Raw genomic sequence first — 21,947 nt, forward strand, 5'->3', positions numbered from 1 at the left:
TATCTGGGTCTAGTTTTGGGGGTGGAGAACTAGGCAGCATTCGGTTCCTCCTTGACCGGGTAAAACCAGCCGCAGCCAAAATGTCTTCGTCCTCCTAATCCATGCCACTGCAACTTTAGAGAATCTTCAGGAGTTAAATCTTCAACAATCACGCGGTAGCCTACGACTTTTTTGCCTTTCACTTGAATCGTGCGCCGTGCTAAATCACCATTCGGATCAGAAGGAATAAATACCTTTCCCTGAATGCCTAAATGAGTTAGGCCTTTTTGACAAGATTCCAAAAAATAGCGGGGCACTTCTAGGTGATCAATTGCTTCTAATTTGAAAGTGACTAGGCGAGCTGCGAGGGTTCCTGAAGGCTCTGGCAATGTAATTCGAGGTTGCACAAGGCGAATCAGATGCCCCTGAATATCCAACACTTGGTTCTGGAAAAAGCGATACCACGTCTGCACTTGATCTGTAGGACAGCGAAGGCGAAAGCGTGAAGCACGATTTAGATAAATCATTCCCTCACCGTTAGGAATTCCAGCAATACTGCTAAGGCGAAGATCACTTGGTATATCTGAAGGTAGATCTGGCCGCCCCAATTGTTGCAACTGTTTTTTAATAGCAGAGTACAATGCATAGCCATGATCTGCTGGCAGTGTTCTTCCACGCAAGCTGTAATGGATTTCAAGAAAGTGATTGTGGCTAGTCATGACGCTATCTTATTATCCCCGCCTAATCTGAATGCTTTCCCTCAATTATGGGTCTCTGGAGCACTGCCAAGGGTAGCCACTGTCTAGTTTCAAGAATCATGCTAACGGATAACTTATAGTTGTCAACTTACAAAAATTTTAACTTCTACTGTAGGTAACCACAAGGAGCAAAAAAGCTTTTGGATACAATTTTTTATTTTTATTCAAGAAAGTTAACCAACCGCTGGGCTAGCCCACAGCACCAGAGGTAGAGGCACGTTTCTCTACTTCACTCAATTCTTTTTTGGATCTGTGCTCAACGCCTTACGGCATCAAAGGTAGAGGCACATAGTTGGAATTTTATGTTGCCCTTTGTATTTACTAGTGCTCAACGCCTTACGGCATCAAAGGTAGAGGCACTAGATTGGTGCGGACAGAAGAGCGGCTTCGTGTGCTCAACGCCTTACGGCATCAAAGGTAGAGGCACGGCACCGTCCAGTAAGTTTTATGCCCAAAAACCTGACGTGCTCAACGCCTTACGGCATCAAAGGTAGAGGCACACCACAGCAACATCAAATGCTCGGATGATATTTTGTGCTCAACGCCTTACGGCATCAAAGGTAGAGGCACTCAACAGGGGTCGGTCTTGGTGTAGGTGGTGCAAGTGCTCAACGCCTTACGGCATCAAAGGTAGAGGCACCCTAGGGCTGGAAGTAGTAGGGTTGCTTCCTGAACGTGCTCAACGCCTTACGGCATCAAAGGTAGAGGCACTTGATTCCTATTAACCACTTTGATCCACCCACTGTTGTGCTCAACGCCTTACGGCATCAAAGGTAGAGGCACCTTCAGTAATATCGCTTTCTTCTTTGAAAGCTAAGTGCTCAACGCCTTACGGCATCAAAGGTAGAGGCACATCTAGTAGAAAATCAACATATCTAAGTTCAATGTGCTCAACGCCTTACGGCATCAAAGGTAGAGGCACATAATCGTACACTTCTTCGTTTTTCGTTAACATGGGTGCTCAACGCCTTACGGCATCAAAGGTAGAGGCACTTCAAATTCTCAGCGGGTATACCGATACCCGTTCGTGCTCAACGCCTTACGGCATCAAAGGTAGAGGCACTCAAAGACTACAACTTTGACACCATTTCAGAGAGTGCTCAACGCCTTACGGCATCAAAGGTAGAGGCACACAGCAATTTGTTCTTCAGACATGTTTAAGTACTCTTCGTGCTCAACGCCTTACGGCATCAAAGGTAGAGGCACAGGTCATCGATGTTTTCTTTTATGACGAGGTGGCGTGCTCAACGCCTTACGGCATCAAAGGTAGAGGCACGCGCAAGGAATCACCACAATTCCAGAGCTAGCTAAGTGCTCAACGCCTTACGGCATCAAAGGTAGAGGCACCGAGCCGCAGCTTGAAGCAGTTGAGCAACGATTTCCTGTGCTCAACGCCTTACGGCATCAAAGGTAGAGGCACGAAGATACATATGAGAATTGGATTAATGACGAGGCAGATGTGCTCAACGCCTTACGGCATCAAAGGTAGAGGCACCCCACCAATTCCCCACTGGATGCCCACCAGTCACCCGTGCTCAACGCCTTACGGCATCAAAGGTAGAGGCACATCTTACAGGAATATGCCAAGCTTACCCCTTCTTTAGTGCTCAACGCCTTACGGCATCAAAGGTAGAGGCACCTAGATCAGCAGCCACTTCGTCAGGGTCGGCGTCAAGTGCTCAACGCCTTACGGCATCAAAGGTAGAGGCACAAAGCAGTAGGGAAAGTAGGGGCGCCTAGGGAAGGTGCTCAACGCCTTACGGCATCAAAGGTAGAGGCACCTACCGACTGCCTACTGGTTCCCTCGACTTTCCCGTGCTCAACGCCTTACGGCATCAAAGGTAGAGGCACAAGGAAGCAACCAATACCGCTATTGTCCCAATCGCGTGCTCAACGCCTTACGGCATCAAAGGTAGAGGCACTAGGAGCGCCTAGGGAAGTCTGCGGGAAAACTAGGAGGTGCTCAACGCCTTACGGCATCAAAGGTAGAGGCACTCGGTGGGTTCGCGGTGTTCGTAATCAACGCGAATCGTGCTCAACGCCTTACGGCATCAAAGGTAGAGGCACCAGCATAATCAGACACAACTAACTTAACAATATTGGGGTGCTCAACGCCTTACGGCATCAAAGGTAGAGGCACATCAGTAGAGGTTAACGGTTCTTTAGTGGTGGGGTGTGCTCAACGCCTTACGGCATCAAAGGTAGAGGCACGTTTGCGCAGGTAAAACATTTGCCAGCCCTTGGTGCTCAACGCCTTACGGCATCAAAGGTAGAGGCACCAGCTTTAGCATCAACTGCTTTCATGCCTACAGCAGGTGCTCAACGCCTTACGGCATCAAAGGTAGAGGCACCATTGCGCGCCACTATTGGGTTTGGCTCTTATCAAGTGCTCAACGCCTTACGGCATCAAAGGTAGAGGCACTTGAGTATACAAATCGCAAACATTCAGAATAATTGCAAGTGCTCAACGCCTTACGGCATCAAAGGTAGAGGCACATTTGTCTGCGAGGTATTTTGAAAAAAACTTTACTGTGCTCAACGCCTTACGGCATCAAAGGTAGAGGCACTTTCTGCATTTTGGGGAACTCAAGTTCCCTAAAACGTGCTCAACGCCTTACGGCATCAAAGGTAGAGGCACGATTTGACAAAGTTAGCACTGACAATTGTTTACTTCGTGCTCAACGCCTTACGGCATCAAAGGTAGAGGCACCCGCAAGGTCAATCATTCCTACAGTAACGTACCTGTGCTCAACGCCTTACGGCATCAAAGGTAGAGGCACTTCCCTACTTTAGGCGCCCCTACTGCTTCCCTAGTGCTCAACGCCTTACGGCATCAAAGGTAGAGGCACAGCATCTTGTTTTTTCAAGTTCTGAGACTGCGCCATGTGCTCAACGCCTTACGGCATCAAAGGTAGAGGCACAGTCTGTTCCAGAACTACTAATGTTGAGCGCCCTTAGTGCTCAACGCCTTACGGCATCAAAGGTAGAGGCACCCCCACAGACTTCCCCACAGATTGCCCCAGTTTCCCGTGCTCAACGCCTTACGGCATCAAAGGTAGAGGCACGCCGTGCCTCTTCAAAAGGATTTAAGCGAAACAAGGCGTGCTCAACGCCTTACGGCATCAAAGGTAGAGGCACTTTGTGGGGCATAATCTAAAGTTTGATTTATGCGTGCTCAACGCCTTACGGCATCAAAGGTAGAGGCACTCACGAGTAACTTGGGATTTTCCAATCCCAGGCAGTGCTCAACGCCTTACGGCATCAAAGGTAGAGGCACTTGCTGGATCAAAGTATACTCTCCATCGAACTTGACGTGCTCAACGCCTTACGGCATCAAAGGTAGAGGCACTTACTGCTGAGCGTATTTATAAGAAAACTAATAGGTGCTCAACGCCTTACGGCATCAAAGGTAGAGGCACATAATCAAGAAAACCAAGGCGAACAATCTCAAGGTGTGCTCAACGCCTTACGGCATCAAAGGTAGAGGCACTCAGTCATTCCTTTAGTAACGTACCTCGTGACTACGCGTGCTCAACGCCTTACGGCATCAAAGGTAGAGGCACTTACTCATGAATACCAAGTGTATGGTCAAGCTTCCGTGCTCAACGCCTTACGGCATCAAAGGTAGAGGCACCTGGGGCAATCTGTGGGGAGTCTGGAGCGCCTAGGGTGCTCAACGCCTTACGGCATCAAAGGTAGAGGCACCGACTCCTTCTGGGTTATACCAAAGAGCTGCCGATTTGTGCTCAACGCCTTACGGCATCAAAGGTAGAGGCACAAGAAAATCTTGGGGATTTTTTGACGTACGCTTGTGCTCAACGCCTTACGGCATCAAAGGTAGAGGCACATAGGTAGGTTTAGCAGCGACCTAATTTTATTCTGAAGTGCTCAACGCCTTACGGCATCAAAGGTAGAGGCACAAACTCTTTATAATTTGGTGAATAATGGCTAGCGTGCTCAACGCCTTACGGCATCAAAGGTAGAGGCACGCCATGACCCCCACACAGGTTTTTTGCGAATACTCGTGCTCAACGCCTTACGGCATCAAAGGTAGAGGCACTTGTTTCAAGTCATAAACAGTATTAACGGCCGCCCGTGCTCAACGCCTTACGGCATCAAAGGTAGAGGCACCGTATTCAGAAGAGTTCATTACGCTGTAGTCGTAGTGTGCTCAACGCCTTACGGCATCAAAGGTAGAGGCACCTCAACGCCTAGTAAATGAGCCTAGGTATAAATACTGTGCTCAACGCCTTACGGCATCAAAGGTAGAGGCACTTGGTCTGCTGCTGTTTCAAATAACGCTCATGAGCAGGTGCTCAACGCCTTACGGCATCAAAGGTAGAGGCACAGGCAAGTCCGCGGGAAAACTAGGAGCGCCTAGGGTGCTCAACGCCTTACGGCATCAAAGGTAGAGGCACGGGGACACGATTATTAGCTAAGGCAGAAATATGTGCTCAACGCCTTACGGCATCAAAGGTAGAGGCACTGGCGCAGAAGATCTCGGTAATTATCTGCGCCTTTCTTACGTGCTCAACGCCTTACGGCATCAAAGGTAGAGGCACAAAACAATGGCTAACGACTCATAATTCGCATAGACTTGTGCTCAACGCCTTACGGCATCAAAGGTAGAGGCACGCAGTTTACAGGTGACCAAGGAAAATCTTGAAAGTGCTCAACGCCTTACGGCATCAAAGGTAGAGGCACCTTAGGTACTGTCCAGCAGGTTTTATGCCCAAAAAGTGCTCAACGCCTTACGGCATCAAAGGTAGAGGCACATGGCATAACCAAAAACCTGATTATGCCAAATAAGTGCTCAACGCCTTACGGCATCAAAGGTAGAGGCACCTCCACCAGCAAGTGAGTCTGGTCTTGCGGGAGTGTGTGCTCAACGCCTTACGGCATCAAAGGTAGAGGCACTGGCGACTGTTTTCGCTATCTGGGGGCAGGTCTGTGCTCAACGCCTTACGGCATCAAAGGTAGAGGCACTTTCTCCCACGAGCGTTGCGTGGGAAATGGTGCTCAACGCCTTACGGCATCAAAGGTAGAGGCACGCCAGTAGGGAAAAGGGGAAAAGTAGGGGCTCCGCGTGCTCAACGCCTTACGGCATCAAAGGTAGAGGCACGCCCGGTAAGGGCCAAAACAATTGCACGCCCTGGACGTGCTCAACGCCTTACGGCATCAAAGGTAGAGGCACTCTAGTTACAATGTCTTCTTTCTTTGCATATTTGTGCTCAACGCCTTACGGCATCAAAGGTAGAGGCACAATTCCCTCACCTACTTGAGTGAGGGGTTTAAGGGTGCTCAACGCCTTACGGCATCAAAGGTAGAGGCACTTGCTCTAGAATACTTCTAAACTCTGCTAACCTTGGTGCTCAACGCCTTACGGCATCAAAGGTAGAGGCACAGCCCTCTTCAGGAGTTGGTTCCTGCTGAAGCTGAGCGGGTGCTCAACGCCTTACGGCATCAAAGGTAGAGGCACTTTGAAACGTTCTAGACGTCTGGTAAACAGATTCTAAAGTGCTCAACGCCTTACGGCATCAAAGGTAGAGGCACACCAAAATTTAGTTCAGCCTCAAAATGTATTTGCTGTGCTCAACGCCTTACGGCATCAAAGGTAGAGGCACGTAAAACAGTTAAGATTCCCTATAAGAAATGCATCGTGCTCAACGCCTTACGGCATCAAAGGTAGAGGCACATTTCATTAGGATCATAGAAATTCGTCCTGATATTGTGCTCAACGCCTTACGGCATCAAAGGTAGAGGCACATTATTGCTACCAGGCAGAATGGTACCATCGGGAAGGTGCTCAACGCCTTACGGCATCAAAGGTAGAGGCACCAGTCATCGTAGACCGCTTTTGGTACCTTTGTATAGTGCTCAACGCCTTACGGCATCAAAGGTAGAGGCACATCCAAGATTCTGGAAATGGAGCAATTCCTGTCGTGCTCAACGCCTTACGGCATCAAAGGTAGAGGCACTCAAGATATCTCTATAATTTTATTCCGCCCCCATGTGCTCAACGCCTTACGGCATCAAAGGTAGAGGCACAACGTGCGAGAGGGGCAATGGAGCCACTATGAAGTGCTCAACGCCTTACGGCATCAAAGGTAGAGGCACCTCTTCAAGGCTTGGGCTATCAAGTTGCTACAGGCGCTGGTGCTCAACGCCTTACGGCATCAAAGGTAGAGGCACTTTGTGATAACTAAAGTATCCCACCCACGTTTAAGTGCTCAACGCCTTACGGCATCAAAGGTAGAGGCACCTGCTGTTGTGTTCAGCGTGATCGTTTGAGCTTCATGTGCTCAACGCCTTACGGCATCAAAGGTAGAGGCACAGGACGACCAAATTGTCGATATTTTCTACTACGAGTGCTCAACGCCTTACGGCATCAAAGGTAGAGGCACATTGATTTGAGTTGCTAAAGACTGTATACCTGTATGTGCTCAACGCCTTACGGCATCAAAGGTAGAGGCACAGGATCAAACAAGAACCGCTCACATACAGGGAACGTGCTCAACGCCTTACGGCATCAAAGGTAGAGGCACCCATTAACCAGAGAACAGATATTATCGGGGTTAGGTGCTCAACGCCTTACGGCATCAAAGGTAGAGGCACTTTTTGTGCCAAACCACTACGAGAACGAATCGTTACGTGTGCTCAACGCCTTACGGCATCAAAGGTAGAGGCACTAATCTGCCCTAGGATGATCTAGTAAAAAGTCAAGTGCTCAACGCCTTACGGCATCAAAGGTAGAGGCACTTTAATCCAGACAGAACTCTTTGTCGTATAGACGTGCTCAACGCCTTACGGCATCAAAGGTAGAGGCACAAAATGGGCAGCAGATATAATCGTTTTCTGCTTGTGCTCAACGCCTTACGGCATCAAAGGTAGAGGCACCTAGCTCTAGGTATTGATACTTATTCCTCTTCAGAAGTGCTCAACGCCTTACGGCATCAAAGGTAGAGGCACGCCATGACCCCCACACAGGTTTTTTGCGAATACTCGTGCTCAACGCCTTACGGCATCAAAGGTAGAGGCACGGTTAGAGAGAGCACTTCAGTGGATTGTTTGATAGTGTGCTCAACGCCTTACGGCATCAAAGGTAGAGGCACATGGGTAAGTCTCAAATTTGTAGTGTGGCTTACCCTAGTGCTCAACGCCTTACGGCATCAAAGGTAGAGGCACTTTAAAGATTGTCGATCCATATTCATACCGTTTTGATGTGCTCAACGCCTTACGGCATCAAAGGTAGAGGCACCTGTTACAGCGCTTGAAAATATGGCACGTATAGGAGGTGCTCAACGCCTTACGGCATCAAAGGTAGAGGCACATAAATGAGGCGCATATAATGCAATATAACATATGCGTGCTCAACGCCTTACGGCATCAAAGGTAGAGGCACATACCAACAAAAAAACTAGGCAATTATGCCTAGTTTAGTGCTCAACGCCTTACGGCATCAAAGGTAGAGGCACCTGGGCGATTAATGCCCCAGAAAGTTTGTTGTTTTTGGCGTGCTCAACGCCTTACGGCATCAAAGGTAGAGGCACGAAAATCGTTCTGGAAATAGTAGCTCACCCTTTACGTGCTCAACGCCTTACGGCATCAAAGGTAGAGGCACGACTCCTTCAGCCCCAGAGCGTCCCCGACTACTCGTGCTCAACGCCTTACGGCATCAAAGGTAGAGGCACTTCCTATCCTTTGGCGTCCACTGGCGTCCACTGGCGTCCCCGTGCTCAACGCCTTACGGCATCAAAGGTAGAGGCACGGTCAACTGACTTGGAAAGATGCCCGCACAGGTAGTGCTCAACGCCTTACGGCATCAAAGGTAGAGGCACAGCGGCGCCCTAGAAATGCCTCTAGGACTAGCTTAGCACAGTCACTTTTCAAGCACCTCAGGCACTTTGTTTTTTTGTGACTGTAAAATTTTTAGCCTCGGACAGTATTCAGTTGTCAATCCCGCTCTGGGGAATAGGTTCAGAGATTTTCAAGCACCTCTAAATCTAACAAAAACTCTCAAACCTAGTCAAGGGGCTGTATTTGAATATCGGTGCGTTCGGAGAATATTTGAGTCCAGAGGTGCTTGTATGCTAAAAGATTTTGAAGTTCTGCTCCGACATTGGCCATGTCCCCGCTCGGTTGCAAGCGCATACCCGCTCAACGCATTGGCTGCACAATCCTACGATTAGGAGACTGTCTTCCTTTGTGAGGATTTTTTCTAGTTGCCAGCGCAGCTTTTCCCGCTCCCGTGGCGTGAGACGACAGCGAAAAATCGAGAACTGTAATCGTTCACCATAGCCCTCTAACTGCTTATAAGCCTGTCGCCATCGCTTGGGGTCGCGGATGTCGTAGCAGATGAGGTACCAATTTTTGGATTCACCCATGGGTCAACGCAAAATGAGTTTGCCAAATAGACCTGCTTCACCACACCATTCCTTTTCGAGCAAACGTACTTCCAGCTCCAAGATTCGCCGATAAGTGAGCGAGTAGTTGGTCACTGGATGTTTCCATGTTTCACCTTTGCGGGCTTCATAGAGTTCAATGAACTTACGCCGACCATAGTCACTTAGCCATACGTGATCTCGGTGTACCTCAAAGCACTCGTCAAAGTTCCACTGCATACGGTTAATCGAACCAATAACGACCATATCCACAAGGGGGACGCGGAAAATTTCCATCAAGTCCAACGCAAGGGGTGGTGCTTGGGTACGCGGCTGATGATAGAAGCCAAAGGCGGGTTCAAGACCAACAGTGAGAATGGCATTCATCACGTCCTTGAGGAGCATGCCATAGCCAAAACTGAGCAGCGCATTAAAACGATCTTTCGGGGGGCGGCGATTGCGACCGTTGAAGTGCAACTCCTTCGGAACGTGATCCCCCAGTAAATAGGGCAACGCTGAAAAATACAGGGCGCCAAGATTGCCTTCAATGCCGCGTAGAGCCTCTAGGGAATTGGCGTGGGAGATGCTGCTAATGAGCCGATCCATTTGCGTAGTGGTCTCTTGCAATGCAGGCAGAGCATCTTGGCGATTCCGCTGTCCTCGGAGTAACAGGCGACGCTGACTCTGTCCCCGGCAGTTCACCAGTAACTGGGCAAGACGTAAACATTGGTCTGGGTTCGTCAGGGCTTGATATTGACGAATACGCCGTTGAATACTGCCCTTGCGGTTGTCAATGCTGCCGATATAACGCCCACCACTGCTGATGAAGTGAACACCGACATCCTCATAGGCACAGAGATGAATGGCTGGGGTGGTAATTTGGGCAAATTTGTGGATAACAACTTGACCCACCTGCTGAATGGGCAGCTTTTGCTCAGGTTCATCGTCAATGGCAATCCGTAGCTGCTCGCCAGCTCGCCTGATTACCGCTTTGCCAGCCGTGACATGGATAATCTCACGCTCGTCATCTCGCGGAAATAACCGCAGGGGTAAATGCTCAGGATCTCGGGCGAGGCGGGCTTCTTCAGGCAGGCAAACAGGCGCCAAGGAGCAGTTGAGACAAAGTCTTTCGTTGCTACAGACAGGGGGACGTTCTAGGGAAGCACGCAGTTGACGCGCTTGCTCGATTGTGTCCCGCACCAGTTGGCGGCCTGCCTCATCCACAGGAACCCGTACAGTGACGTTATCGCGGTGATAGTGAATGCGGCCTTCGGGGACAGTGACGCCGAGAACGGTTTCTAGTAAACAGGCATAGGCCAGAATTTGTACCCTGTCGCTGTGCCAAGCTTGGGGCTGTTGCTGGCGATCGCGATAACAGCGACCGATTTTGTGCTCGTAGGGAATCAAATGCCCCTCTAGGGTACGCAGTGCATCAACCCGCCCCCGGAGGCCAAGGGCTACACTTTCCAGATTGAATTCTTGCCAATCTTCCCGTTCTAATTTTTGTAGCTCAGCGTGGAGCCGTCGCCCGGCAAAGACGGATTCATTTTGGGTGTAAAGTTCCTCAACTTCTTCGAGATAAAATAACCGCTGACAGTAGGCAAAAGCATGGAGAGAATTAACGCGCAGTGTCTCCGTTTCAGCGCAGGCAACGGTCTGTTCCATGATTGATATCTCCAGTGAGAAGATTCCACTGGTTTATCCATTGGCCTTAGGGAGAAAATGCAAGGCAAAAGTCAGGAAGAATTTCCTCTCCTGAAAGCGTTGTTGGCAGAGACACGCTCTCTGGTGTTTGCTGGGGGCGATAAATTTCTGCCATTTGTTGCTGGGGGACAATCAACCAGCCAAGGCGGCAACCATTGTCCATGTATTCCTGCATTTTTGCCCTTAAATGGGACAAGTCATCACTAGCAGACGCGAGTTCAATCACAAAATCGGGGCAAAGAGGCACAAAGCCTTGGCGTTCCTCTGGGGTTAGGCGCTGCCAATGTTCCTTGGTAATCCATGCAACATCGGGTGAGCGAATGGCGCCATTGGGCAGGCGAAATCCCGTTGAGGAGTCAAAGACCTCCCCTAGTTGAGTTTGGCGATTCCAAAGACTAATGTCAGCCGTGAGGGCGGCATTGTAGCGACCCGTTTCGCCGCCTGTAGGGGGCATAACAACCAATTCTCCCGCAGCAGTTAATTCAAACCGTAGATTAGGATTGGCTTTGATAATCTCTGCGAATTGCTCTTCAGTGAACTGAAGGGTTTTGGGTAGATACACGGGGGGAGCATGGTGCATAGCTATTGCCCCTCAAAGATCTAACGGTTTTTCCACCATTCAAAACTACGTTTCCATTCTCGCGATCGCGGGGGTAATTCCTGCAATGATGCTGCCACATGGTTAAAAACCTGCTCCATCACGGGTAAGGGCACTTGGTCTTCCGCTTCAAAGAGAATAGCTAGCCGCTGCCCCCCTTGGAGATGCATCAAATATAACTCTTGGTGAATCGGTCGGGGGGTTGGATAATAAAACATTTCACCACGGACTCGCCGTCCCAAAATTCGCCGCTCAATGCGTGCGGGGGCTGCTGAGAGAGGACCCCCCACTTGGGTAAACCGTAGCCAACTGCGCAACTCTTGATCCGAAAGTCCCCCCAGTACCTCGCTTGTTTTGGGTAGGCTAATCAGGCTCACCATTAACTCGTGCTCCCCCGGTACGGCATTGGCGGGATAGACCACAGCAACGCCATTTTCACCAAAAGAAGTGGGTGGCGAAAATTGTAGGGGTGTTTCAAAGGATAACCCCAGTAGTTGATAGCGTTGGGGGACAGGGGCAGCAGCCTGAATTGTCGGTTCACTCGCCCGACCCATGAGCAGGGGAAAGGCGCCCAAAAGGGTCAGACTACAACCAAGGGTCAGCAGCAAGCGCATAACGGCCTCACACTAGGGGGATGACTGGTATTGTTGACGATAGGCAGTGTATAGACCTTCTAGGAAGTCCTCAGCACTGAGGGTAGGCCAGTGGGCGGGATAGGTGGGCAGCAACAGGGGTTCTAATTGCTGACGCAGCTCTTGAGCCGCTTGATAGCGACCGACAGGACTCAGGCGATCGCGATTGTTGAGGTAATTGCGTACTAGGAGATACTGTTCGGGAGTCATCCGTTCCCAATGGGCGAGCGATCGCAACTCCTGCACCCAAGCCCCCTGTGGTTGCTGAAGGGTTGTAGCTTTAGGAGCCAACCGTGTCGCTTGTTCATCTTGAATCACAAGGGTACCCGCCACCATATCTCCCAAACGTTTTTCTGATCGAGATAACGCCACTAGGAGTGCCCCTATACCGAAAAAAGCAAAATCAATGGGTTGCAGCAGACTGCGCAGGGTTGCTTCCTTCAGACCAATGGGAAGGCCATTGTCTTGGACGACGCGAATTTCCGCAAAGCACTTGCCGGGGGTTTGCCCCTGCCAGTAGGTTTCAAAGAAAATGTAATAGCCGTTGTAGAGGGCAAACATTACCAACAGGTAAATGCCCAAACTCCAAGCTTCAATACTCTGGCCACTAGCGGGCAGCACCTCAATCAGCCACGGGTAAAGGGCATAGAAGTAGATGTACCCTGCCGCCAGCGAAAAAAGCACAAGTGCCGTGTAGAGAATCACCTGATCAATCAGCCAAGCCAAGACGCGGCTGCCAATTCCCCCAAGGGCAAAGTCCAACTCGATGCTTTCCGGTGTGCGTAGTGTGACCCGCCGCAACCAGCGCAGGGGATTCACTGCTTCAGGGCGGACTTGAAACGCTGCTCCTTCATTGCGGACTCGCAGATCCCAGTACAGAACTGCCTTGATCCCTTGCCAGAGGGGCAGGAGTAAAACCCCTACAAAGAGGCCAGCAACGGGAATAATCACCACGCTGTTGATAATACTGCCAAGGAGATTGGCGGGAATCGTTGCAAGGGAAGCAACAAAAAATACCGTTAGGGTATGCCATGCCTGTCCCTGCGTCAGTTGCCAACTGCGCCGAACGGATTTGAGGGGCGTACAGTCCGGTTCAAGGGCTAAGACCACATCAACAAGGGAGAGCCGCGCCATAAAGTAGCTAATCACCAACAGCGCAAGGAGCACTAGCAACAGGATACTGAGCAGAAAAGTTAAAAAGAAGAGACTTCTTGCGGGTTCCGTTTGGATATTCTGCTCGAGGAATTGCACTAAGGGGGATGCCACCAAATAAATTAAGTAGCCGATCGCCCCCAAGACCCCATACACCAAGAGCAAAATGACACCGACCATCAGAGTGGCCAGCAAATAATTCAGCATCTTGGGAAAAATGAAGCTGCGGGCTGCCGATTCTGATTCCTCAAGAGCCGTCAGGACAGCGTAAATACGACGAGAAAGCAGCGCACCACTGGCCATTAGCCGTGTCCAACCAAAGAGATACAAGGGCAAAGCCACGAGGATACTAATGCCTGTGAGCCAGAGAAAGGGGGCAACATTATCCATCGCCCCAGCAAGAATCCCCCCAACAATCAGTGCTACGGCCACGATCAGCACGGCGGCAATGGTGAGCAGAAAAAACCACGCATGGGCAAAAAGGCTCAAAAGAAAGTAGCGATTGCCCTGATGACGGTACAGTTCCAAAGCAATCGTGACGACATTGCCACTAGAGAGCGCAGAGGGGAGTCGTCCTCGCCGCCGAAAAGGCCACATTCGCGATACCCAACCAATTGGAGATCGAAATGATCCTAGCGTTTGCGCCCATTGGTTCCTGCGCCACCTTTGTAAAATTTGTTAACATTAGAACAATTTAATCCTTCGTTCATCACTGTTTTCGTTCTGTTTTCGATGGCTGAGGTGCGGGCATTGACCCCTCTGGCCAGCTTAGGTATTGATTGCGTTTTGGCCAGTTTAAGGAGCAGGTATGGCACTGTACGCAGAATTACATCGGCATTTGGGTGGCTCAGTGGTACCGCGGATTCTTTGGCGGTATTTTCAGCGGAACGATCGCGCCCTTGCAGATCGCTTTCCTGACTATGAGGAATTTGAAACCTTTTATACTCGCCCCCGCCAATCCCTTGAAGAATACCTCGAACTCCACACCCTAGTGGAGAGTGTGCAAACGCCGCAAACTTTGCCCTATTTCATCTTTCGCTTGATTCGCGGCGCCTATATTTTTGAAAACTTGGCCTATCTAGAGCTGCGCTATACCCCCTATCTGCGCACGGATCCGCAGCGATCCCAGAGCGATCGCATTGAGCAGATGGCCGACATTGTTAAAACGGTGGGTCTGGCTTGCCAAGTACCAGAATACCCGATTGTCACGAGCCAAATCCTCTGTATGCACACGCGGCTACCCTATGCGGTGAACCGTGCCATTGTTGATCTGGCGGCGAGTTTTCCGCAGTTTGTCTGTGGCATTGACTTGGCCGGGGGCGATAGCGTCTATGGCGATCGCATGGCGGAATTTATTGAACTCTATGCCTATGCCCGCGATCGCGGTCTCAAAACCACCGGCCACCTCTACGAAACGGTGAATGGCTGCTATCCCGAATTGCTACCCTACCTGCAACGCATTGGTCATGGCATTCAAATTCCCCTGCGCTATCCAGAGCTGCTCAAGGAAGTGGCGGCAGCCGGTCAATGCCTCGAAGTGTGCCCCACCACCTATTTTCAAACGGGTACCCTTGAGAGCTACGCGCAATTACGCCTCGTCTTTGAACGCTGTTTTGAAGCAGGGGTGGACGTGGCCATCTGTACCGACAACGCGGGTCTGCACAACGTGCGGCTGCCCTTTGAGTACGAAAACTTGCTCACCCACGACATCCTCAACTTCAAGGAGTTACAAGCCTGTCAGGAAGCCGCCTTTCGCCATGCCTTTGCTTGGCCCCATGCGCAACCGCCGACCCTATTGTTGAGTAACCTGCTTCAGGGCAATTCCCCCCAAAATGCACTGGCAGGCTGCGCAATCCAGTAAGATAGGCCTATGAGCAAGATTGAACGCATTACGGGTCGTGGCCTTCCTCTGCGGGGCAACGATATCGATACGGATCGCATTATTCCGGCACGGTTTCTCCGCTGTGTTACTTTTGATGGCCTTGGGGAACACGTTTTTGCTGACGATCGCCAGTCGGGGCAACACCCTTTTGACCTGCCTCAGTACCAAGGGGCACGGATTCTGGTGGTGAATGCCAATTTTGGCTGTGGCTCTAGTCGCGAACACGCCCCCCAAGCGATCGCCCGTTGGGGAATTCAAGCAATTGTCGGCGAAAGCTTTGCCGAGATCTTTGCCGGAAACTGCTTGGCAATGGGGGTTCCCTGTCTGACGGCAGCTCCAGAACAGGTACAAGCACTGCAAACCCTCTTAGAAGATCAGCCCACTACGGAACTGACCCTAGACTTACAGGCGCTGACCTTGACAGCAGGCGATCAAGTGATTCCCTTAACCATGGCGGAAAGTACGCGGCAAATGCTTCTTTCTGGTCAATGGGATGCCTGTGGTCAACTGTTGGCCAATCAGGACAAAATTCACGACGTTGCAGCGCGGCTGCCCTATGTGCGGTGGGCAGTTAGTTAACCCGTCGCAGTAGCCAAAGCCAAGCCCCAAAGAGCCAACGCCAGCCTTGCCAGCGGCGCGATCGCCCCAATGCAATCACCTCTGGTAGATCAAACAGCTGGTACACTGCCTGTGCCCGTTGCCATTGCCGTCGCCGCAAAAATCGCCATGTTCCCGCCAAGATAAACTGGTGAAAAAAGTCACACTGGCACTGCCGTAGTTCCGCTGGTGAGAGAATCGATAAATTCGCAGCGGCGGCAAAAATATTCCCTAGGGTAGCCAAGGTCTGGGCTTGAAACATCCCCATCGTCAGAGCTTGATCGTGGATCATGTAGGCAGCAGTGGCATGGGGAACCGTGTAAACCCCCTTCTGGGCAAAGAAGCGTAGCCATTGGTAGAGGTCTGTGGCTTCGCCGTAGGCGGGATCAAAATAGCCGACCTCCTCGAGGAGCGATCGCCGCCAGATCAAGGCGGGAAACCGTACAAACGAGGAATGACGCAGCAATTGCCTAAGGGCTTGAGCTGGGGAGAGCCATGTTTGCTGCCGGGGTATCTGCCGTCGCAAACAGCGTTGATGCGAATCCACCAAATGCACGCCAAAGAGAAAGACATCAAAGGCAGTGCCCTCCTTGGTGAGGATGTCGAGAATTGTTGGTATTCCTTGGGGCAGGAGGTAATCATCGTCGTGCAACAGCAGGATAAAGTCCCCTGAAGCCTTCGCCAAGCTGGCGTTCCAATTGGCCACCATCCCTAAGCGCTGGGCATTGTGTTGGTAGTGCCAGCGGCCTGACCATCCAGCCAGTAAATCCTCTACTGCTGTGGGGGTGGCAGAATCATCGGTAATAATGACTTCCACCGGATCGTGGCTCTCAGGGGGCAAGGCTGCGACAACTGAGCGAACCGCTTGTGCCAATCCTTGGGGACGGTTATAGGCCGGAATGCAAATGCTCAATAGGGGTGCTTGTGCCATTGTTGGGAACCTGCACAGGGTGCTGCATAATCCATTGGGGTGGTGCGTTCATCCAAGAGACTTTAGGGCACTGTTTTCGGAGCGATTGCTATGACCTCTGCCACCGTCGATCGCCAACGTTTGCAAGCGGCTTTGGCTTCCCTCAACCTTAGTTTAGAGGCAGAACTCACTCAATATCGCTGCCATCGCATGGTACAAGCCCATTCCCCCTTTGAAGCGCCGCCGGTTCCCGAGTCTGCAACTTGCCCAGAACCGAGTGTCACCCCTGCTGCTGCCGCAGAGCCGATTTCACAAACTGTTCCTCCCGTTGCCAGTTCTTTAGCCCTCACCCCTGAGACAGCACCAGCCACCGATGAACGCGCCAACGGGGGACTCGCCGATCCATTTTTCGAGTTTGATCCCACAGATTTAGCAGAACTCTTGCCCCCCTCCTATCCCAGTGATCCCCCTGCTCCCCAAACACCAAACCCAACAAAGCGTCCCTTTGCCTCTACCCGTGAACTACTCAAGCAGGCCCGAAAAAACCAACAGCGTCCTTGGTTCCAACGGCGTGAAAGCAATAGTCACCACCTAGTGCAACGCTGGTTAATTGTGGTTGGCATTCTTGCCGGCTTTAGTGGTGCAGCCCTGTGGTGGTTCAACCGCCGACCTGCCCCCGTTGCCACTGAATCACCTGCAACGCCAACAGCAGCATCACCCACGCCCCCCGTCGGCCCTGATATGACTGCGCGGGAATTTCCCGATGTCAATCGCAGCACCCTTGCCCAATTAGAACCTGCGGCGAGTCCATCAACCAGTGCATCACCCACCCCTACGGCCAGCCCAACCCCGGCTGAACCTGAACATACGACGCAGCTTTTTGTGGAAAAAATGCCCAATGGTCGCTACTATGTGCTGGCTCCCTACAAGGAACCTGCGGACTTAGAAAAAGTCCAAGCTGTGGTGCCGGATGCCTTTTTGGTGGGCAATGGCGACCAAACCAAGATTCAACTGGGGATGTTTGTCGATGAGGCCTCGGCTCAAGCGATGGTCAATCAGTTACGCGATCGCCTCTAGGGGATGAGCCAGCGATCGCTGGCATTGCCATAGCGTTCCTGCCACTGCGACCAAGTGAGATTTTCCCCCTCTAGGCGAAAGGGATAGGCCGCTTCACTCCACCAGTGGTTATCCTGCAATTTCAGCGTTTGCAAGAAGGGTTCCCCCTTGAGGGTGGTCAGGAGTTGCTCTTGGCGGCTACCAATCCAATTCCCCTCTAGGTACCAATCTTGAGAGGTCATCGTGACTTCCTCACCCGTTTCGGGTAGGGTGACGGTTCGAGGCGAAGGATCGCGGACGCCAATTTGTGCCCCTTGGTTTTCCCAAATCCAGTTGTGGCGCAGGGTAACATGGGCAGCCGCCCAGCCAAAAATGCCGGGGGTTTGTAGATAGTTCGGGGCAATGCTGTAGTTATAGGCAATTAAGGAATCTTCAATGGTCACTGGACCTGTGCTCGCCTCGAGGAAAAGACCGACAACGGCATTGCCGAGAAATTGCGATCGCCGAATCTCAACGTTTTGATTATCAGTATCAAGCCACAGACCGGCCGCTTGGTTCTCAATAGCGCGGTAGCGATCGAAGACAGCACGGCGCAGATGAAAGTACTTATCCCCCGCATCCCAATCGTAAAAGCCTGCCCATGCCCCCCGCCAATTATTCCCTTGAACCAGCACCTGCTGCACTGTGAAGTCCCGCAAATGAACCCCCGCCATGCCCCGCCAGCCATTTTGCAGAAACTGTGTTCGTTCCACCCGCAGGCGATCGCTCTGGTGACTTTCGAGGCCGCCCCAATTATTGCCCCAAAAAGTACAGTCTTTAACCTCAATGTCATGGCTGCGTTCAATGCGCACTGCTTGGGTAAATGTGCCACCATAGTGCTCAAAGCGTAGCCCCACCAAACTGATAAAACCACTGTCTAAGATGCGTAAGGCCTCACGGTGAACAGCCACTTCTAATTCACTGGGTGAGATACCCGCAGGCAATGCCACATATAGTTGCTGCTCTGCATCATCCACGTAGAAATCATTCCCCTGCAATTCCCTAAATGAGAGTCGCTGCCGCAGGGGAGTATCCCGCCACCACACCAGTTCGCCCCGCTGTGTCACGAGGGGTAACTCAATGTCATAGTTTGTCCACGGGTTACCCGAAAAGCCCCAAGACAATGTCCAAGGGTGACGGTAAATGGTGAACCTAGGCGTGCTGGAGACTTCTTGCCAATCTGACCATCGTTGGCTCCCTCGCACAATCACGCGTTCGCCTGCCTGAGCCACCAGTCGCAGGGGCGTCTGCCGCTGATGAATCGTTCCCAATGCCTCCCGATAAATGCCGCCATGAATGTAAATGTCGGTGGGGCGATCGTGCGCCTGTGCCCAAGCCAAAGCAGCAGCAATCGTACGGAAAGGGGTTACGGCATCGCTGGCTTGTGGATTGGCTGGATTGACTTCTAGGGTGAGGGGTGAGGCTGGAATGGCCGCAATTCTTGGTTGCCTCATCAAGCACAAAACAATCACAAGTACAATGAGCAGCGCGTGTGGCCCCTTCATCGCCGCAGTGGACGAGCTAGATAGGGCACCCACAGAGCGATCGCAGCCACAAAGATCAAGAGCAAGCCAAGGGGCATCTCAATGGATTGCCAAAATAAAAATTTTAGGGACACCGCTTTCGCATTCTGTACCGAAAAGAGGGCGATCGCCCCGCTGCTGATCATCCAGAGTAAAAAGAGCAAAAAGCGGCGCATTTACTTCCCTTCCGCTTGGCGGATCATCTCCTCCGTCTTATGGTAGCGGTTATAGACAGAAAACCCCGTAAACATGCCCTTAAGAAAGTCATTCAGTTGCTCGCGGGTACTGGCACTGGCCGTACTCAAAGGTGCCGGCAAAAAGCGATCGCCAAAACCAACAAAGACCAAACCAACCACCAGCACAGGCAAAATCAAGTCTTTGACACGCATAGAGCAAACCTCCACAGGATGATGGCGGAATCGAGAGGACGCGCTAACAGGGAGAACAGATAACTAATAGTTTCTAATGTGCCGCAGGATTGTAAATAATTTTCAGCCTATGCAAAAGAGGGCGATCGCGGTTACAAAGCGTCTATAACAAGAATTGTCAACAAAAATGTCAATAAACATAAACCGTGAAAATACCCATGAAATCTCTGGGAAGGTTGTTGCTACTATAGTAGGCAAGCCATCCAGACCCGAACGCGCCCTATGGTCAACACATCGTCATCTTCTTCTCGGAAAGCACTTACCGTGCGCGGCAGAGCCGCTAGCCCCACAGAACGAGCCATTGTTGCCTCCGGTTACGCCAGTATCGATCAGGTGCGAGAAGCCATGAACACCGCCCGCAAAACGGGCAAGTCCCTCGTAACCGTGTTACAGGAGATTACCGGCAGCACCATGCCCCCCGATGTGTTGCGCCAGTACCACAAGCAACAGCTTTTTGAACTCAAAGTGATCTACGGCGTTGATTGCCTCGATCCCGAACTCAATCGTTTCCCCACCGAGCAAATCGAGGAACTAATCAACACGATTGTACCGATTGACACCTGCCGCACCTACCAAGTCATCCCCATTGCCAAGCACCTCGACGCTGATCCCCCCTATCTGCTCGTGGCGATGGTGGATCCAGATAACCTCCAAGCCATTGACAACCTCACCCGCTTACTCCGCGCCCACAACCTCACCCTCAAGCGAATGGTGATCACCCTAGAGGATTACCAACGCCTCATTGACCCGATTCTCAATAAACAGGTAGCTGAAACCACTGCTGGCAAAAACGCCCCGGCCGCGATCGGTGACATCAACATCGAAGAAGACATCGAAGCCATGGGCGGCCTCGAAGAGCTGGAAGGGGAGCAGGAGGTTGACCTTGCCGAGGCGCTGAAAGGCGCAGAAGATGCTCCGATTATTGCCCTTGTCAACAAAATTTTGGCCAAAGCCCTCACCGAAGGCGTTTCCGACATTCACATCGAACCTCAAGAGGAATACCTGCGGATTCGTTTCCGCAAAGATGGGGTGCTCCACCAAGCCTTTGATCCACTGCCGAAGAAAATCGTGCCAGCCGTCGTTTCCCGCTTCAAAATCTTGGCTGACCTTGATATTGCCGAGCGGCGTGCCCCCCAAGATGGTCGTATCCGCAAAATGTTCCAAGGGCGACGGGTGGACTTCCGAGTGAATACCCTCCCCAGCCGCTGGGGCGAAAAAGTCGTACTGCGAATTCTCGATAACTCCGCCACCCAACTCGGTCTCGACAAGCTGATTACTGACCCTGAGAGCCTTGCTATTGTGCGGGAGATGACCAAGCGCCCCTTTGGCCTCATCCTCGTTACAGGTCCCACTGGTTCAGGGAAAACCACCACGCTTTACTCAGCGCTGGCTGAATGTAATAGTCCCGGTGTCAACATCAGTACAGCGGAAGACCCGATTGAATACACGCTCCCCGGCCTAACGCAGGTACAGGTTATTCGCGAAAAAGGCATGGACTTTGCCTCCATTCTGCGTGCCTTTCTCCGCCAAGACCCCGATGTGATTCTGGTGGGGGAAACCCGCGACAAGGAAACAGCAAAAACCGCTATTGAAGCTGCCTTGACAGGTCACTTGGTGTTAACCACCCTGCACACCAACGATGCCGCCAGTGCCGTTGCCCGTCTCTCGGAAATGGGGGTGGAACCCTTCATGGTCTCCGCTTCCTTAATTGGGGTCGTTGCCCAGCGACTTATGCGGCGGGTATGCAGTGAGTGTCGCATTCCCTATACGCCCACCCGTGAGGAACTGGCACGCTTTGGCTTGTCTGCCTCCAAGGATGTCAACCTCACCCTCTACAAAGCCAATAAACTCACACCCGAGCAGATTCAAGCAGCCAAAGCCAGTGGCCAGCCGATTTGTAGCAAGTGTGGCGGTGTTGGCTACAAAGGACGGGTCGGGGTCTACGAAATTATGCGGGTGACGGAGCGCCTGCAAAGCCTGATTACTGAGGGTGCCCCCACGGAGCGGATCAAGGAAGCGGCGGTTGAAGAGGGCATGAAAACCCTGTTGGCCTATAGCCTGAACCTTGTCAAAGAAGGGGTCACCACCCTCGAGGAAGTCGAGCGCGTCACCTTTACGGACACGGGTCTCGAATCAGAACTCAAGGCCAAACGTAAGAGTTCTTTAACCTGCCGTACCTGCGGTGCCGAGGCGCAGCCCGAATGGTTAGAATGCCCCTATTGCATGACACCCCGCTTTGTGGATTAACAAGATTATTAATGTCAGTGATGAACTTTCGTGTTGTTGACCAAACTGCTTAGACGAGGAA

The 21,947-nt window shown here is 51.6% G+C and carries 14 protein-coding genes and 1 CRISPR repeat array; of the genes, 4 read left to right on the forward strand and 10 right to left on the reverse strand.

From position 1 onward, the window contains the following. Positions 1-29 precede the first annotated feature (29 nt). The 6 genes from cas6 to RHP47_RS02405 form a co-directional block, all read right to left on the reverse strand. A complete protein-coding gene (gene cas6, locus RHP47_RS02380) occupies positions 30-698 on the reverse strand; it encodes a type I-MYXAN CRISPR-associated protein Cas6/Cmx6 (RefSeq protein WP_310840961.1) in 669 nt (222 codons plus the stop codon). A 221-nt stretch (positions 699-919) separates the two neighbouring features. Continuing rightward, a CRISPR array of direct repeats spans positions 920-8,575; the repeat unit is 36 nt; unit sequence GTGCTCAACGCCTTACGGCATCAAAGGTAGAGGCAC. A 252-nt stretch (positions 8,576-8,827) separates the two neighbouring features. Beyond that, a complete protein-coding gene (gene cas2 / locus RHP47_RS02385) occupies positions 8,828-9,121 on the reverse strand; it encodes a CRISPR-associated endonuclease Cas2 (protein ID WP_149817829.1) in 294 nt (97 codons plus the stop codon). 3 nt (positions 9,122-9,124) lie between these two features. Beyond that, on the reverse strand, positions 9,125-10,783 hold the full coding sequence (locus RHP47_RS02390) for a type I-MYXAN CRISPR-associated endonuclease Cas4/Cas1 (RefSeq protein WP_149817831.1): 1,659 nt from the start codon (positions 10,781-10,783) through the stop codon (positions 9,125-9,127). Positions 10,784-10,829: 46 nt separating this feature from the next. Then, complete coding sequence (locus tag RHP47_RS02395) at positions 10,830-11,402, reverse strand: Uma2 family endonuclease (RefSeq protein WP_149817833.1); 573 nt, start codon at positions 11,400-11,402, stop codon at positions 10,830-10,832. Between the two features lie 20 nt (positions 11,403-11,422). Further along, positions 11,423-12,034 carry a hypothetical protein gene (locus RHP47_RS02400; protein WP_149817835.1) on the reverse strand — a complete coding sequence of 204 codons (612 nt, stop codon included), beginning with the start codon at positions 12,032-12,034 and terminating at the stop codon, positions 11,423-11,425. Between the two features lie 12 nt (positions 12,035-12,046). Next, a complete protein-coding gene (locus RHP47_RS02405) occupies positions 12,047-13,801 on the reverse strand; it encodes an RDD family protein (protein WP_226971990.1) in 1,755 nt (584 codons plus the stop codon). A 211-nt stretch (positions 13,802-14,012) separates the two neighbouring features. Here RHP47_RS02405 and RHP47_RS02410 point away from each other — a divergent pair, with 211 nt between their 5' ends. Together RHP47_RS02410 and leuD are read left to right on the forward strand one after the other, a co-directional pair. Next, positions 14,013-15,065: an adenosine deaminase gene (locus RHP47_RS02410; protein WP_149817839.1), complete on the forward strand. Its 1,053-nt coding sequence runs from the start codon at positions 14,013-14,015 to the stop codon at positions 15,063-15,065. A 9-nt stretch (positions 15,066-15,074) separates the two neighbouring features. Next, a complete protein-coding gene (leuD, locus tag RHP47_RS02415; protein ID WP_206201324.1) occupies positions 15,075-15,665 on the forward strand; it encodes a 3-isopropylmalate dehydratase small subunit in 591 nt (196 codons plus the stop codon). Here leuD and RHP47_RS02420 read toward each other — a convergent pair. Next, positions 15,658-16,614, reverse strand: coding sequence for a glycosyltransferase family 2 protein (locus tag RHP47_RS02420; RefSeq protein WP_190278172.1), 957 nt, complete (start codon positions 16,612-16,614; stop codon positions 15,658-15,660). The genes leuD and RHP47_RS02420 overlap by 8 nt on opposite strands. A 90-nt stretch (positions 16,615-16,704) precedes the next feature. On the opposite strand from RHP47_RS02420, the gene RHP47_RS02425 reads away from it, so the two are divergent. Beyond that, the gene (locus tag RHP47_RS02425; protein ID WP_310840963.1) at positions 16,705-17,670 is read left to right on the forward strand and encodes a hypothetical protein; all 966 of its coding nucleotides are present in this window, start codon (positions 16,705-16,707) and stop codon (positions 17,668-17,670) included. Here the strand turns inward: RHP47_RS02425 and RHP47_RS02430 are convergent. Genes RHP47_RS02430 through RHP47_RS02440 form a run of 3 tightly spaced genes read right to left on the reverse strand, consistent with a single transcriptional unit; the run spans position 17,667 to position 19,600 of the window. After that, positions 17,667-19,142, reverse strand: coding sequence for a right-handed parallel beta-helix repeat-containing protein (locus RHP47_RS02430; RefSeq protein ID WP_310840965.1), 1,476 nt, complete (start codon positions 19,140-19,142; stop codon positions 17,667-17,669). The genes RHP47_RS02425 and RHP47_RS02430 overlap by 4 nt on opposite strands. Before the next feature lie 47 nt (positions 19,143-19,189). Next, the gene (locus RHP47_RS02435) at positions 19,190-19,387 is read right to left on the reverse strand and encodes a lipopolysaccharide assembly protein LapA domain-containing protein (RefSeq protein WP_024125597.1); all 198 of its coding nucleotides are present in this window, start codon (positions 19,385-19,387) and stop codon (positions 19,190-19,192) included. Further along, a complete protein-coding gene (locus RHP47_RS02440; protein WP_206201319.1) occupies positions 19,388-19,600 on the reverse strand; it encodes a hypothetical protein in 213 nt (70 codons plus the stop codon). A gap of 261 nt (positions 19,601-19,861) precedes the next feature. Here RHP47_RS02440 and RHP47_RS02445 point away from each other — a divergent pair, with 261 nt between their 5' ends. After that, the gene (locus RHP47_RS02445) at positions 19,862-21,886 is read left to right on the forward strand and encodes a GspE/PulE family protein (RefSeq protein WP_149817849.1); all 2,025 of its coding nucleotides are present in this window, start codon (positions 19,862-19,864) and stop codon (positions 21,884-21,886) included. The last annotated feature ends 61 nt before the right edge of the window (positions 21,887-21,947 follow it).

It is taken from the genome of Thermosynechococcus sp. QKsg1, assembly GCF_031586415.1.
Taxonomy (GTDB): domain Bacteria; phylum Cyanobacteriota; class Cyanobacteriia; order Thermosynechococcales; family Thermosynechococcaceae; genus Thermosynechococcus.

What these genes read in the sequence shown, in the direction of transcription:
- cas6 (WP_310840961.1), bottom strand. Translation starts at nt 698, where the DNA reads ATGACTAGCCACAATCACTTTCTTGAAATCCATTACAGCTTGCGTGGA.
- cas2 (WP_149817829.1), bottom strand. Translation starts at nt 9,121, where the DNA reads ATGGGTGAATCCAAAAATTGGTACCTCATCTGCTACGACATCCGCGAC.
- RHP47_RS02390 (WP_149817831.1), bottom strand. Translation starts at nt 10,783, where the DNA reads ATGGAACAGACCGTTGCCTGCGCTGAAACGGAGACACTGCGCGTTAAT.
- RHP47_RS02395 (WP_149817833.1), bottom strand. Translation starts at nt 11,402, where the DNA reads ATGCACCATGCTCCCCCCGTGTATCTACCCAAAACCCTTCAGTTCACT.
- RHP47_RS02400 (WP_149817835.1), bottom strand. Translation starts at nt 12,034, where the DNA reads ATGCGCTTGCTGCTGACCCTTGGTTGTAGTCTGACCCTTTTGGGCGCC.
- RHP47_RS02405 (WP_226971990.1), bottom strand. Translation starts at nt 13,801, where the DNA reads ATGTGGCCTTTTCGGCGGCGAGGACGACTCCCCTCTGCGCTCTCTAGT.
- RHP47_RS02410 (WP_149817839.1), top strand. Translation starts at nt 14,013, where the DNA reads ATGGCACTGTACGCAGAATTACATCGGCATTTGGGTGGCTCAGTGGTA.
- leuD (WP_206201324.1), top strand. Translation starts at nt 15,075, where the DNA reads ATGAGCAAGATTGAACGCATTACGGGTCGTGGCCTTCCTCTGCGGGGC.
- RHP47_RS02420 (WP_190278172.1), bottom strand. Translation starts at nt 16,614, where the DNA reads ATGGCACAAGCACCCCTATTGAGCATTTGCATTCCGGCCTATAACCGT.
- RHP47_RS02425 (WP_310840963.1), top strand. Translation starts at nt 16,705, where the DNA reads ATGACCTCTGCCACCGTCGATCGCCAACGTTTGCAAGCGGCTTTGGCT.
- RHP47_RS02430 (WP_310840965.1), bottom strand. Translation starts at nt 19,142, where the DNA reads ATGAGGCAACCAAGAATTGCGGCCATTCCAGCCTCACCCCTCACCCTA.
- RHP47_RS02435 (WP_024125597.1), bottom strand. Translation starts at nt 19,387, where the DNA reads ATGCGCCGCTTTTTGCTCTTTTTACTCTGGATGATCAGCAGCGGGGCG.
- RHP47_RS02440 (WP_206201319.1), bottom strand. Translation starts at nt 19,600, where the DNA reads ATGCGTGTCAAAGACTTGATTTTGCCTGTGCTGGTGGTTGGTTTGGTC.
- RHP47_RS02445 (WP_149817849.1), top strand. Translation starts at nt 19,862, where the DNA reads ATGGTCAACACATCGTCATCTTCTTCTCGGAAAGCACTTACCGTGCGC.